The 13,081-nt window shown below is 39.2% G+C and carries 14 protein-coding genes; 8 read left to right on the top strand and 6 right to left on the bottom strand.

All coding sequences use genetic code 11. The annotated features are described in order from the left end of the window. Positions 1-144 precede the first annotated feature (144 nt). Positions 145-876 carry an HAD family hydrolase gene (locus MSBRW_RS09765; RefSeq protein WP_011307833.1) on the top strand — a complete coding sequence of 244 codons (732 nt, stop codon included), beginning with the start codon at positions 145-147 and terminating at the stop codon, positions 874-876. A gap of 486 nt (positions 877-1,362) precedes the next feature. Here the strand turns inward: MSBRW_RS09765 and MSBRW_RS09760 are convergent, their stop codons facing one another. Both MSBRW_RS09760 and MSBRW_RS09755 read right to left on the bottom strand, forming a co-directional pair. Continuing rightward, a complete protein-coding gene (locus MSBRW_RS09760; RefSeq protein WP_011307834.1) occupies positions 1,363-2,241 on the bottom strand; it encodes a tetratricopeptide repeat protein in 879 nt (292 codons plus the stop codon). Positions 2,242-3,228: 987 nt separating this feature from the next. Continuing rightward, positions 3,229-3,738: a response regulator gene (locus MSBRW_RS09755; RefSeq protein WP_011307835.1), complete on the bottom strand. Its 510-nt coding sequence runs from the start codon at positions 3,736-3,738 to the stop codon at positions 3,229-3,231. 242 nt (positions 3,739-3,980) lie between these two features. Here MSBRW_RS09755 and MSBRW_RS09750 point away from each other — a divergent pair, with 242 nt between their 5' ends. Beyond that, positions 3,981-4,262: a MarR family transcriptional regulator gene (locus MSBRW_RS09750; protein WP_011307836.1), complete on the top strand. Its 282-nt coding sequence runs from the start codon at positions 3,981-3,983 to the stop codon at positions 4,260-4,262. Between the two features lie 199 nt (positions 4,263-4,461). On the opposite strand, the gene trxB is transcribed toward MSBRW_RS09750, so the two are convergent. Together trxB and MSBRW_RS09740 are read right to left on the bottom strand one after the other, a co-directional pair. After that, positions 4,462-5,391: a thioredoxin-disulfide reductase gene (gene trxB, locus MSBRW_RS09745; protein WP_011307837.1), complete on the bottom strand. Its 930-nt coding sequence runs from the start codon at positions 5,389-5,391 to the stop codon at positions 4,462-4,464. A gap of 57 nt (positions 5,392-5,448) precedes the next feature. After that, positions 5,449-5,673: a glutaredoxin family protein gene (locus MSBRW_RS09740; protein ID WP_048102935.1), complete on the bottom strand. Its 225-nt coding sequence runs from the start codon at positions 5,671-5,673 to the stop codon at positions 5,449-5,451. Positions 5,674-5,847: 174 nt separating this feature from the next. Here MSBRW_RS09740 and dph5 point away from each other — a divergent pair, with 174 nt between their 5' ends. From dph5 to MSBRW_RS09715, 5 genes are all read left to right on the top strand, one after another. Next, on the top strand, positions 5,848-6,648 hold the full coding sequence (dph5, locus tag MSBRW_RS09735; RefSeq protein ID WP_011307839.1) for a diphthine synthase: 801 nt from the start codon (positions 5,848-5,850) through the stop codon (positions 6,646-6,648). Between the two features lie 39 nt (positions 6,649-6,687). After that, positions 6,688-6,969, top strand: a complete 282-nt coding sequence (locus tag MSBRW_RS09730) for a DUF357 domain-containing protein (RefSeq protein WP_011307840.1) — start codon at positions 6,688-6,690, stop codon at positions 6,967-6,969. Between the two features lie 431 nt (positions 6,970-7,400). Further along, entirely contained in the window at positions 7,401-7,790 is a 390-nt protein-coding gene (locus MSBRW_RS09725) for a DUF555 domain-containing protein (RefSeq protein ID WP_011307841.1), read from the top strand. A 261-nt stretch (positions 7,791-8,051) separates the two neighbouring features. Then, entirely contained in the window at positions 8,052-8,951 is a 900-nt protein-coding gene (locus MSBRW_RS09720; RefSeq protein WP_011307842.1) for a carbohydrate kinase family protein, read from the top strand. 120 nt (positions 8,952-9,071) lie between these two features. Next, positions 9,072-9,743, top strand: a complete 672-nt coding sequence (locus tag MSBRW_RS09715; protein WP_011307843.1) for a diphthine--ammonia ligase — start codon at positions 9,072-9,074, stop codon at positions 9,741-9,743. A 566-nt stretch (positions 9,744-10,309) separates the two neighbouring features. Here MSBRW_RS09715 and galU read toward each other — a convergent pair. Further along, entirely contained in the window at positions 10,310-11,242 is a 933-nt protein-coding gene (gene galU / locus MSBRW_RS09710; RefSeq protein ID WP_011307844.1) for a UTP--glucose-1-phosphate uridylyltransferase GalU, read from the bottom strand. Between the two features lie 183 nt (positions 11,243-11,425). On the opposite strand from galU, the gene MSBRW_RS22125 reads away from it, so the two are divergent. Continuing rightward, on the top strand, positions 11,426-11,587 hold the full coding sequence (locus MSBRW_RS22125; RefSeq protein ID WP_155398186.1) for a hypothetical protein: 162 nt from the start codon (positions 11,426-11,428) through the stop codon (positions 11,585-11,587). A 60-nt stretch (positions 11,588-11,647) separates the two neighbouring features. Here MSBRW_RS22125 and MSBRW_RS09705 read toward each other — a convergent pair whose 3' ends face one another. Continuing rightward, the gene (locus MSBRW_RS09705; protein WP_011307845.1) at positions 11,648-12,394 is read right to left on the bottom strand and encodes a class I SAM-dependent methyltransferase; all 747 of its coding nucleotides are present in this window, start codon (positions 12,392-12,394) and stop codon (positions 11,648-11,650) included. Positions 12,395-13,081: the final 687 nt, after the last annotated feature.

Genomic DNA, 13,081 nt, shown 5'->3' with positions numbered 1-13,081 from the left:
CGTTGTTCGTTTATGATCTATACATCTGTCCTTTATGGCTTTTATAGCCTCTCCCCGAAAAGCTCTGAGAAAAGTTCTAGAAAAAAGAGCAGAGAAAGAAAAGTAAATCGATATAGTTTATAAAAAGCGGCAGTATCAAAGAAAATGGAAGATGTCGAGATGGATATGAATATAATTCAGAAAGATCTGGAACGAGTTTATCCCGTAGCTCTGAAAGCCGTGCTTTTTGATATGGATAACACACTTTTTGATTTCGTAGCCGCAAAACTGGAAGCTTGCAGGGAGATTCTCTCTTTTATCTGGAAGAGAGATGTTACGGAAGAACCTTCTGAACTTTTCAGATATTTCCTGAGAGGAGTTTATGGTTTTGAAGATTACGAAAATATTCGAGACTACATGCAGGAGAGAAATGTTTTTACAGCTCAGGGATACAGGAAGTGCTGTGAGATCTATGAATGGGAAAAACTGCAAAATCTCGAACTCTACCCAGCTGTACCGGATACTCTTGATAAGCTTAAGAAGCTGGGCTTAAAGCTTGTGATTATAACGGATGCCGATAGCTATCATGCCCTGGCACGGCTTACAAGAGTAGGGCTTCTTAATTACTTCGATCTTATTGTGGCCGCGGATACTACAGGCACAAAAAAACCAGATCCGGCACATTTTCTTTTCGCGCTTGAGACGCTCAGGATAAAACCCGAAGAAACTCTGGTAGTGGGGGACAATATCAAAAGAGACATAGTCCCTGCTCGCAAACTTGGATTAAAAACCGCTTATGCTTCCTATGGAGATTGGAGACCCGGAGAAGAGATGGACCAATGCTTCGATTTCAGGCTCGATACATTTTCGGATATGCTTGATATACCTGGAATCTAATCAGCAACTTTTTTCAAAAAACTGCCTGCCTGCAACCCTTTTCAAAAAACTGCTTGACTGCAACCCTTTTCAAAAAAGGTTTGACCGAAAACCCCATCAACGTTTGAATTTGAGGTCCTTATCCCCAAACCCTACCCGGCGTGATCAACCGGCGCAACGGTTGTGGCACAACCCTTTTCAAAAAAGGCTTGACCGAAAATCTTAGCAATGACGAAATCAACATCGTAACGATTGCAGTCAAGGGTTGCGGATCAGCACAAGTCTTTTCAAAAAACTTGATTGATAAATCTGAGCTTTGAGCAGGTATGCCAATAAATTTGTAAGCTGGAAACCTATAAACCGAATATATCAGGAAAAACAAAAAACTTTTGGAAAAATGAAGATTTTTGGCCGTCAGTCCTGAGGATTCTGGAAAGGAATTTTCGACTAACGGCTTTCTCTGGCTCTGGATCGTTGGCTTGTATGGAAAAAACGAGGCATGGCTACTCAAAGGAGATCAGAATATATCGGGTTTATATCGACTGCTCTCTCATAGGCCTCCATCGCTTTCTGGTGTTTCTTAATCCTGTCATATACGATGCCTTTACCAATCCAGGCTTTTGTAAAACTTGGATTGATATCGATAGCTCTCTCAAAAGCTTGAAGTGCCTCTTTGTATTTTTCCAGGTCTCTCAGGGCAATTCCCTTGTTATACCAGAACCGGGCATTATCGGGATTTGTCTTTATCTTGGCGTCAAAAATTTCCACGGCTTTTTCGGTATAAAGTTTTGCTTCATCGTGTTTTCCAAGCCAGCGGAGAGCTACACCCTTGTTATAAAGGGCCTTCCCATTTGCAGGGTTTAACTCAAGAGCCCTGTTGAAAGCGCCAATGGCTTCTTCATAACTCTTTACCTTGCAGAGTCCCATACCCTTCTTGCACCATTCACTTGCGCTCATAGAGCCCAGCTCATAATTCTTCTCATAAAGGTGAATAGCTTTCTCAAAATCATCCATGGCTTCTTCGTATGCCTTCATCTCCCTCAGAGCCATTCCCCGCCTGTACCAGACTTCAGGATCTTCAGGAGCAAGATATATAGCCCGGTAGTATGCATCCAGAGCTTCCCTATACTGCATAAGGCCTACAAGCAGTTCACCTTTGGAGTACCAGGTCTTCGCATCCGCAGGATTGATCTGAAGAGACTTATTAAGGGCATCCAGAGCTTCATCATATCTGAAAAGGCTTTTCAGAACCATACCTTTGCTAAACAGGATTTTTGCATTGTCAGGGCTTATTTCCAGAGCTTTATTGTATGCATCCAGAGCTTCTGAAAATCGTCTAAGTTCCTGGAGTGCAACACCTGTATTGTACCACTCGTTTGAAGTCATCACTCAACCACACCTTTTTTCGATAACGTTTTTCCACTTTTTATCACATCTACTCTAGCAATAATAATATATGCTTTCAGAACGTTAAATTAATTTTGTACTTCAGCTCCATATTAAAAATAAGGAGATATTCTACAGTTTCACATCATAATTTCGGTGTCAAGGACAAATTTACCGTTATACATGACTTACAGTTATGCATGACTTACAGTTATGCATGACTTACAGTTATACATAATAACCTATGTTTTTGTTCTTTTTAAGGATTTTGAAATATTCATATTCTTTAATATTTTAAAAATAAAGTCTTCACAGGGCGGGCAAGAATTTGATAAAGTAAGATCACTTTATACATGTTTTTTTAATTATTCATGAAATTAATAAAAATATATTTATTATAGCCTCAAATTCTTCCACCTTTCCTTTATTTAATCAGTCTTTTTGCCCTGACATGAGGAAAATTGATCTATAAAATAAAACTTGAAAAATCCGGCAAGTTTGATTTTGGCAAAAGTTAAGATCACTGCCTCTCACGGCCTGTCAAAGGTCTAATTATCGACTTTTCATATTGAATAATTGAGGAATTCTCTGGTCTGGAGAAACTTATGTAAGGACTAGATGCTTTAATTAGGGCCGAACTCAGCTCTTAATATCTTTTCGTCTTTTTAAATTTTATTGGAATCATCTGTTATAAATAATAACGATAAATATCCCAAGGGTTCTGGCACACTTAATAAATTAATTAGTATAATTTTAGATGCTCGTAAAAATAACGATAGAGATATTTAATAAAGGCATTCAATAAGGAGTTTAACAGGAAATTTTATGAGTATATCCAAAAATAGTTATAATGCATAGAAGTATTTCTGACATGCCTGAAAGGTAAAAATTTTAAAGGGATGCTCTGAAAAGCTCTTCAGAGCAGCCTTTATATCCTACAATATTTTCAATGTAACGGAGTTTTTCTGCTATAAGCCAGTTTTGGAGTTAGAAATAAGTACGTTTCAAGATCATTCCCACCCTGACTCGCAGTTCCACAGGGTTAAAAGGCGTAGTAACATAGTCATCCACACCCGATTCAAAAGCCTCAATCCTGTTTTTTACCTCTCCTTTTTCACTGAGCACCATAACCGGTATCCACCAGTACCTTGAACTTGTTCTAAGCTGCTTACAGATTTTGAAACCTTCAGGGTCTGCAAGCCCGGTATCCAACAATACAAGGTCGGGTTTTTCAGCTGTTACGGCTTCAAGTGAGGAAAAACCACCAGGGATTTCGACAACGTTATAATTTTCAGCTTCAAGTGTCGCCTTAACACTTAGGGCATTGCTTCCATCTCCCATAATCAGGATTTTCTGCCGCGTGTCCTTAAGATTTGCAATTCGGGTTTTTACCAGTTCTTCTGAAACTGAAAGACGGGAGGCAATCTCCCTCTCACTTATTTCAGGTTGTGCTTCAATTAATTTCAAAATCTCATGATCAAGATTTTTATTATTCATCACCCTCCATCACCATACAGTATATATTTTCTTAGATCTTAAACATTTCTCAAATCTTTTAGAAAATACATTATTTTAAATTTAGTACAGTATGAAGAGAATAGAGTTATCCAAATATTCAGAAGACTTCTTATGAATCGTCGGCTTGACCAATCAGGAGATAAGTTTATAACCGTAAATAGCAAGTTAATATTGGAAATAAGAATCGCTTACAGAGAACAGCCACCTCTGAGATGATATAAATGGATCCAATGGAAAAAATTTTCGGTAAAACCGCACAGATGACAGTACTCAAGAATCTGATTGAACACCAGAACGAATCAACCTACCTTTCGGGGATAGCTGAAGAAACTGGCCTGTCTCACTCCAGCGTATCAAGGGTCATTACTCCCCTGATCGCATCAGGCATCGTCATAGAAAAACCTCTGGGAAAGCAAATCCGGACTTTTCAGCTGAACATGGACAATGAGGCAACAAGGCTGATCATAGATTTCTACGATAAAATCAACCAGATGCTGGAATAAGCCTTAAAAGCAGAAGTACGAAAAACGAAAAATAGGGGGCAGAAATGGCCTACTGTCCCGTCTTTTAAATTTATTAACAGTTTAAAATTTTGAACAATTAAGCTTTAAGGTAATTTCAACCTGAAAGTCTTAATTAGGGTACCTCTTAAGGTAACCTATTTCAGGTAACTTTAACCAGAGAGCCTGATTTAGATAGTTTTCATGTAGTCTCTTTTTTGATACTCTCTATGTACACATTCGCAGCAGTAGCTGCCAATGCTCCATCTCTAACGGCTGCCACAAGTTGCCAGATTGGAGTATCACGACAGTCTCCTACAGCATAAATTCCCTTCTTCGAGGTTTCAAGGAAGCGATCCGTCGTGATAAAACCTTCATCATCCTTATCCACATCAATGATTTCAGTGTTTGGATGAATGCCTACGTAGATAAAAACACCATCTGTAGCCAGTTCGCGTTGTTCTTCGCTTTTAAGATCTTTAAATCTTATTTTTTCGACTCTGCGAACTCCTCCGCTGCTTCCCATGATTTCCAGAATCTGGGCATTGAAAATGAATTCAATATTGGGAGTTGCAAAAACCCTATCCTGAAGGACTTTAACAGCTCTCAGTTGTTCTCTCCTATGAATAAGATACACTTTCCTGGCAATTTTCGAAAGAAGAAGGGCATCCGTAACTGCTGAGTTGCCACCCCCGACCACTACAACAGTTTTGTTTTTAAAAAAAGGCCCGTCACAGATGGCGCAGTAAGAAACACCTTTACTAATAAATTCTTTCTCTCCAGGCACGTTCAGATGCTTGGGATTCGCACCTGTAGCAACTATGACAGCTATCGACTCAAGATCTCCACTGTCCGTAGAGATTATTTTCTTTTCTCCTTCGGCGCGAACAGAGAGAACTTCAGTTATCTTTGTTTCTACCCCGACAGCTTGAGCATGAGCCTTGTACTTTTCCATTAATTCAAGCCCTGAGATCGCTGGAAAGCCAGGATAATTTTCCACGATATCTGAAAGCGCAATCTGGCCGCTAATCTCACTTCTTTCAAGAATTAGAGTATTAAGTCCAGAGCGTACGGCATAAATACCAGCTGCGAGTCCTGCGGGCCCTCCTCCTATAATTATAAGATCATACATGCTTTCCTCCTGAATACAGAAAGACAATTTCAAATAGAATACCTTTTTAAAATTTACTCAGCTAATACGGGATATAGCATCAGCTTTTTTCGGGAGGCCTGTAAAAGCTACCTCTCCATCAATAATAGTTGTAGGTACTCCAACTATACCATATTTATCTATCAATGCCTGACCTTCTGGAGTTTCCACATCTATTTCCTCGTATTCAAAGTCATACTCGGATTTCAGGTCTCTCCAGAATCTTCGAGCTGCTGGACAGGCAGTACACCAGCTGGCGTGAATAAGTGTAACTTTAACCGTAAAAACCCTCCAAAAACTGCATTTTAAATATTATTCTAGTATTAATTTCCATATATAAATAAGTTAAGCGTATCCGTAAATTCGGAAAATAAAGAATTATTGCCTGAATCTATTCAAACAAAAAGTTTTAAACCAGCAGGACTCTTAAAGCGGACTATGCTTACATTTATAGGTCTGGGCCTTTTCGACGAATATGACATTTCTTTAAAGGGACTTGAAGCTATCAGGGAAGCTGACATGGTTTATGCGGAATTCTATACATCCTGTCTCATGGGTACGAACCTTGAAAAAATGGAGAAGCTCTACGGAAAGAAAGTCTTTTTGCTTTCAAGAGAGGATGTGGAGCAGCACCCTGACTGGCTCTCCAAAGCAAAGAATAGGAATCTTTGCTTCCTGACTGGCGGAGATACAATGGTCTCCACAACCCATGTAGACTTACGCCTGAGAGCTGAAAAACTGGGGATAGATACTCGACTGATTCATGGGGCTTCCATTGCCTCGGCTGTCTCGGGTCTTACAGGACTGCAGAACTACCGCTTCGGGAAATCTGCAAGTATTCCTCATCCCTATGAGAGCAGGAGAGGCACAAGGATAATCTCAGAGACTCCTTATGATACTATAAAGCAAAACCTGGAACTTGGCCTGCATACTCTGGTGTTCCTGGATATAGACAAGGAAAAAGGCTATATGACTGTAAACACCGCTCTTGAGCTTCTCCTTGAGGTTGAGGAAAAAAGGGGTGAAGGAATCATGCGAGGAGCTGCTGCAGTAGGAATAGCCAGGGCAGGCTCGGAAAAACCAGTCATAAGAGCAGACTATGCAGAAAATCTCAAGGACTTTAATTTTGGAAAACCTCTTCATATCCTCGTAATTCCCGGAAAACTGCATTTTCTTGAAGCCGAAGCGCTTGTGAAACTTGCAGGAGGCCCAGTAGGATTTATGAAAGAAGTGGAGTAAAGAAGAGAATACTATTTATAGTGTCTTCTGGTGATCATAATGCCTGCTGATCTTGATGAAAAAGTCAAAAGATATGAAGATATGTTAAAAAGAGCCCTCCAGAAAGCAAAATATGCTCCAATTCAAGGGTCCCATATGTATGCCGTTGCAAAGGATTATTATACAATGGCAGAAGCCTACTATAAAGATGGGGTGTATTTTCTGGAGAACAAAGACCCGGTAAACGCCCTTGCCTCCTTCAGCTATGGTCATGCTTGGCTCGATGCAGGTGCAAAACTCGGGGTTTTTGCGGTTGATGATGAAACTCTTTTTACTATATAAATAAGATATGACTAAAGAAAATGACTAAAGAAAATGACTAAAGAAAATGACTAAAGAAGAATAACTAAAGAAAATGACTAAAGAAAATGACTAAAGAAAATGACTAAAGAAGAATAACTAAAGAAGAATAACTAAAGAAGAATAACTAAAGAAGAATAACTAAAGAAGAATAAAAAAATTAAGAATGCCTAAATTGATTATGGGATAAATGATTGCGGGATAAATCATAGACCATGGTCGGAAGGATTAAAGTTGCAGGACTAAGGATTAAAACTTAACTGAAACAACATATAAAAGCAAATATGATACTATTTGTTTGAAGCAGAAACAATTTTATATACTTTATTCTATTCTTTAGATTCTGTGAAAACTTTCCCGATTGGGATATCTTCTTAAAAACTTGCATAATAGAATAATTATGGTGGACAATAATGAAAAACTTCCATGTGGTACTTGAAGCAGCTTGGTTGGTTAGAGATGTAAAGACGGCTGATGATGCTATAGGAGTAGCGATTTCAGAAGCTGGAAAACGCCTGAATCCTAAACTGGATTTTGTAGAGGTTGACGTGGGAACTACATCCTGCCCGTTATGTGGTGAGCCCTTTAGCAGTGTTTTCATAGCGGCAAACACCGCTCTTGTAGGTCTTATTTTTGAGATGAAGGTTTTTGATGCTGAGTCTGCCGAACATGCGGAAAGGATCGCAAAATCAGTTATCGGAAAGTCTCTCCGGGATATTCCTTTGACAGTTGTTGAGGTCACTGAATTCGAAAGGTCAACTGAGAAGGGCGAACAGCAGCATAAGAGCAAAACAGAAAAATAAAAGTTTTTTCACAGAACCTGTTGGGACAGAAAAAGGCATTATAATGCAGTTAGTTATCTCTATGGGTTTTGTTCGTGCCTGACTTTCTAAGGCTGAATAGAGAATTTCGTTAAGAAAAGAGCCTTTTGTAACAAAGAGTATCTATCATTGATCGAAGCCCAGCAAAAAAGCAAGTTTTATCTATCCTTCACTTGTTTTTTAGAATTTTATCCGGCGCAAAGACTCGGGCTTTTGCACAATCCATAAAAAAGAGGACACTACATGGACAGAGTAATTTCCATCGTAGGGCATACTGCCCTTGATTACATTGTAGATGTTGAAAGAATCGCAGGAAAAAATGAGTCTTCTCCTGTCATTGACTATGAAGAATATCCTGGTGGAGGGGCTGCCAATATTGCGGTTGCCATTGCAAAGTTGGGGGGAAAGAGCCAGCTGATTTCCCCTGTAGGTACGGATTTTGTAAGTTCAGGATATGAAAAACTCCTTACAGAAGCGAATGTTGATCTCTCCCGCCTTTATAGAATTGAGGACCAGAAAATTTCTAAAGCCTTTATTTTCACTGATAAGGAAGACAACCAGACAACCTATTTTTACTGGGGAGCTTCTTCAAAATTCAAGAAATTGGAACCCGAACCTGTAGATTTTGTTCATCTTGCAACCGCTGACTCGGTGTATAACGCGAAACTCGCACAAATTGCCGGCTTCGTCTCCTTTGACCCTGGCCAGGATCTTGTTACGTATTCAAAAGAAAATCTTGAACTCATACTTGCTCACACTGACATCCTTTTTGCGAACAGACACGAAATAAGGCGAGTTTCAGAGATGACCGGAAAAAGCTTCTCTGAACTCAAGGCGATGATCGACATCATTGTGGTCACATACGATTCCAAGGGTAGCAAGATCTATACAGATAAAAATGAATTTTTAATTCCTGTAATCTCTGTCCAGGCTGCAGATCCCACAGGAGCAGGAGATGCTTACAGGGCAGGTTTCCTTCTCGCCCTCACAAGAGGATACCCTCTTCCCACCTGCGGAAAAATTGGGTCTACAGTAGCTTCTTTTGCTGTGCAGGCACGAGGTTGCCAGACAGACCTTCCCACCTGGGAAGAAATGAAAGCCCGTTATGAAGCCAATTTTGGAAGGCTTGAGAAAGAGTGCTGAAATTGCAAAATGCCGAAGAAGCATGATCAAAAGTCAAAAAGTATATAAAATATTACATAATGATCCAAGCATTATAACCCCCAACGTACGAAAAAGATAGTAAAACAAAAAGGGATGCAGATGAAACTCGCAGCACTGATTTCCGGTGGCAAGGACTCGATTTTTGCCATATATAAAGCCCTCCAGGAAGGGCATGAAGTCACCCACCTGATTAATATTGTCCCTGCAAGGGACGATTCTTATATGTACCATTCCGTCAACCTCCACATGGTAGAATTAATCTCTGCCGCCTGTGAAATCCCCCTGGTCCAGCAAGAGTCCAGCGGAATAAAGGAACTCGAACTGGATGACCTGACCCTTGCCCTCAAGAAAGTAGATGTAGACGGCGTATCCGTAGGTGCAATTGAGTCACAGTACCAGGCAGGTAGGGTGAAGAAGATCTGCGATGCCCTGGGGCTTAAGGTCTATACTCCTCTCTGGCACAGGGACCCTGAAGAATTGCTCAATGAAATGTCAAAAGTACTCGATATCCGGATTGTCAGAGTCGCAGCTGACGGCCTCGACGAGTCCTGGCTTGGTCGCCCTATTAATGTAAACTCGATTGAACATCTCAAAGCGCTGAACAAGCGATACATGGTTCATATGGCCGGAGAAGGCGGAGAATATGAGACTGTTGTGCTTGATGCTCCCTTTTTTAAGAAACGGATTGAGATTGTAAAAAGTGAAGTTGAATGGCAGGGTGACACTGGCTCCTTAAAGATTCTGGAAGCAAAACTTGTCGATAAAAATTGATTATCAAAAAGGCTTCATAAGAAACAGGTTAATCCCGAAGACGGATTTTATTTATTTCATTAAGAAGCGCTATAAGCGCTATAATTCTTTAAAACATGATCTTTTTATTTTGGATTTTTTCATTTTTCACTTTTTATTCTTTAATTTTTCACTTTTTATCTCTATCTTTTGTCAATCATGCAATTTTTCAAGTCAGATATTTGTGTAATTTTCAAACTGAATTCAGATTTACAATTTGAGTCTAACTAATAAAATCTTTTCCAAAAAATGTAAGTACTGTGGAAAACTCATAATAATTAACAGTATATCAACGTTTTTATATATTTTTATAAATATTTATAAAATAGGGCATCTGAGAAAAACCTATTTTTATTGTAAACCTCAGCCAACACTTTTCCCCCAAAACCCCCCATTCCCAATACTCAGATGCCCTTCCCAATACAATTTTTTCAAATATTCTGGCATTACTCAATAGGAAGGACTTAAAGGTAATGCCTGGATAGTCTCATATTTTAATTTCTGACTCTTCGCTCAATTTCTCATCCTTCGCCGAAATTTCTCCACTCTCAAGTTGTTATCTTGTCAACTGATGGCTCTTTCATAATATCAGTTTCTCCCTGTTCCAGACTATCTTCGGCTTCAAGGATTTTTCTCAGGTATTCGAATACATCTTCCCTGAGGTTTTCATTTTGAAGAGCAAAGTCCACTACTGATTTTACGTACCCTAACCTGTCACCTGTATCGAACCTTTTTCCTTTGAACCTGCAGGCATAGATAATCTGCGACTTGTTAAGAACACGAATCCCATCAGTCAGCTGGATTTCATTTCCTACTCCTGTCCCGGCTTCTTTTATACAATCAAATATTTCAGGAGTGAAAACATAGCGGCCTATTGCTCCCAGATTGGAAGGAGCATTTTCAGGTGACGGCTTTTCAACGATATCCTCAAGCATATAAAGGGAGTCGCAGAGTGGTTTTCCTTTTATAATTCCATAGCTGCTTAGTTTTTCATAAGGAACTTCTTCCACTGCGAGCGTGGATCTCCCATATTTTTCAAAATTTTCAATGAGCTGAGCCGTACAGGGCTTGTCATTAACAATAATATCGTCCCCGAGAAGCACGGCAAAAGGTTCGTCTCCAATATGGTTTTCTGCCCTAAGGACCGCATCTCCAAGCCCGTTAGGTTCTTTCTGGCGGATGTAGTGAATATCCACGAGTGAGGAAACATCCCGGACAAGCTTAAGGAGTTCAGTATTATGCTTTTTCGCAAGGTGCATTTCGAGTTCAGGAGAATCATCGAAATAGTCCTCAATTGCTCGTTTCCCTCTACCTGTGATGATGATAATATCCTCAATTCCCGAGGCAATTGCTTCCTCTACAACGTAGTGGATTACAGGTGTGTCAATTATAGGGAGCATTTCTTTGGGCATGGACTTGGTGGCAGGCAGGAAACGGGTCCCAAGGCCTGCTGCAGGGATAAGTGCTTTTTTGACAGTCAAGAAGGACACTCCAAAATGAGTTTGGAATAGAAATATAACATTTTAAATTAAATCTTGTTTAAATTATACTTACCTTATGATTAATTTTTCTCTGCCGTGTACCAGAGAATCAAAGTAAAGGACAATTGGAACACAAGAAATAGCTTTCTTAGTGAACTAAGCTATTAACAGATATCTAGTACATTGATTCCAAAGTATGTCCAAAATGAATTTTTTGAAACTCCCTCTACCACAGGAAGGGGCGAAGAAGAAATAGTTGAAAAAGTTGAAAGAATTGGAAGAGTTGAAAGGTTAAAAGAGCAACTGAGCCCTATAGAAAGAAAAAGGAAGTATGATCTACGATAGAGAAGAATCTGAAAGATAGAGCAGGACTTCTTACTTCGCAAACCCTCAGGATTATAAAGATTACTTTTTCACAGCCTTCATGAAGTAAACAGGATGGGCATAGTCGAGCTTATCCAGCAAGTTACCTTTTTTCCTGGCGGAACAGCATAGGGTATTCATACGCTCAATATTAATCTTCTCAAAACCCGTATCATTTAAGAACCTGAATACCCGGTCGGGTTTTAAACTATAAAGAGGAAGATCTTTTTTTATCGGATTATAGTGTTGATTAAAGGGATTATGAAAGTTTCTTTCCTTTATGGAACGTATCCCATCCGATATGGTACGAATCGATTTCAGAAATATACCCGAATTGAACCAGTCACCATCGATGGCAATGATCATACCGTCTTTCTTTAACACCCGCTTCCACTCAGACAGAGCCTTTTGTGGATCTGGGAGTGTCCACAGGAGAAACTTGCTGGATACCACATCAAATTGCATGTCCGGAAGCTGCAGATTCTCAGCATCTCCCTGAATGAAGTTTATATCCAGAGACCTCTTCAAGGCATTTTTTCTGGCTTTGTCAAGCATCCTGGTCGATAGGTCAACAGCAGTTACATGATGGCCCAGCTCCGCAAACATCAGGGCAAGTTGACCTGGCCCTGTACCGACATCGAGTATTTCAAGATGTTCTCTTCTATCTACTGTTGATGAAAGTATGTTTTTCCAGGTAGCCCATTCCTCTTCGGATTGCTCCACAATGCCAGTACTATAAGTTTCACTGCGATAACCCCAGTAATTTCTTATCACTTCTTTAGTTTCCATAGGTTCACTCCACAAAGATGAGTTAGGGAATTGATTATATTAATGATAAATAAATAGCGAGTCAGTGAATAAATATTTTATTAATTGTAACACTATATAGAATAAAAATATAAAATTATATCGTTTTTTACTATAAGTTTTAATTAGCGTAATATTTATCGGGAGGTAGGATAAAAACGAAAAAAAGCCCAGCTAATCAGTAAAGTTTCAGGGAATTTTATAAAGGTAGTGTCTCGAATTTGCTGTAACTTTGAAGTCAGATTTTTGCGTACTATGTAGATAATTGATCTGCCTATATGGAATTTTCTACCCAATAACTTTTTGATATTTATGATTTTACAGAAAAATTGGCACACTGCACTTTTTGACAAGAAGAAAAATTAGGTCATATTTCATTGAAATTTAGAAATTTCCTTGAAAATATGGAACCAAACCAGAAAAATTAAAAAGACTTGTAATTCAGTTTTCACGAATCGATATCAAAAGCCTGAATCTAGAAAGTTCAGTATTTACAATATATTTCAGTTGGTTTTGTAAATTGATGCCAAACGCTGCCATTTTTAATTTTGCTCTGAATTCCCTATGAATCCCCTATGAGATATATCCATATGGCCAAAATCAGTGTTAGTTGACTTATTTTAGTGTACTTAAATAGTTACAAAATATTATAGTTAGGACTCAAACAGA

This window comes from Methanosarcina barkeri str. Wiesmoor, assembly GCF_000969985.1.
In the GTDB taxonomy this organism is placed as follows: Archaea; Halobacteriota; Methanosarcinia; order Methanosarcinales; family Methanosarcinaceae; genus Methanosarcina; species Methanosarcina barkeri_B.
This window is presented reverse-complemented; position numbering and strand designations above follow the sequence as displayed.

Bases quoted from the DNA above. Each gene is read 5' to 3' on its own strand.
- MSBRW_RS09755 (WP_011307835.1), bottom strand. From the start codon at position 3,738: ATGAATAATAAAAATCTTGATCATGAGATTTTGAAATTAATTGAAGCA.
- MSBRW_RS09720 (WP_011307842.1), top strand. From the start codon at position 8,052: ATGGACAGAGTAATTTCCATCGTAGGGCATACTGCCCTTGATTACATT.
- trxB (WP_011307837.1), bottom strand. From the start codon at position 5,391: ATGTATGATCTTATAATTATAGGAGGAGGGCCCGCAGGACTCGCAGCT.
- MSBRW_RS09705 (WP_011307845.1), bottom strand. From the start codon at position 12,394: ATGGAAACTAAAGAAGTGATAAGAAATTACTGGGGTTATCGCAGTGAA.
- MSBRW_RS09765 (WP_011307833.1), top strand. From the start codon at position 145: ATGGAAGATGTCGAGATGGATATGAATATAATTCAGAAAGATCTGGAA.
- dph5 (WP_011307839.1), top strand. From the start codon at position 5,848: ATGCTTACATTTATAGGTCTGGGCCTTTTCGACGAATATGACATTTCT.
- MSBRW_RS09730 (WP_011307840.1), top strand. From the start codon at position 6,688: ATGCCTGCTGATCTTGATGAAAAAGTCAAAAGATATGAAGATATGTTA.
- MSBRW_RS09750 (WP_011307836.1), top strand. From the start codon at position 3,981: ATGGATCCAATGGAAAAAATTTTCGGTAAAACCGCACAGATGACAGTA.
- MSBRW_RS09725 (WP_011307841.1), top strand. From the start codon at position 7,401: ATGAAAAACTTCCATGTGGTACTTGAAGCAGCTTGGTTGGTTAGAGAT.
- MSBRW_RS09760 (WP_011307834.1), bottom strand. From the start codon at position 2,241: ATGACTTCAAACGAGTGGTACAATACAGGTGTTGCACTCCAGGAACTT.
- MSBRW_RS09715 (WP_011307843.1), top strand. From the start codon at position 9,072: ATGAAACTCGCAGCACTGATTTCCGGTGGCAAGGACTCGATTTTTGCC.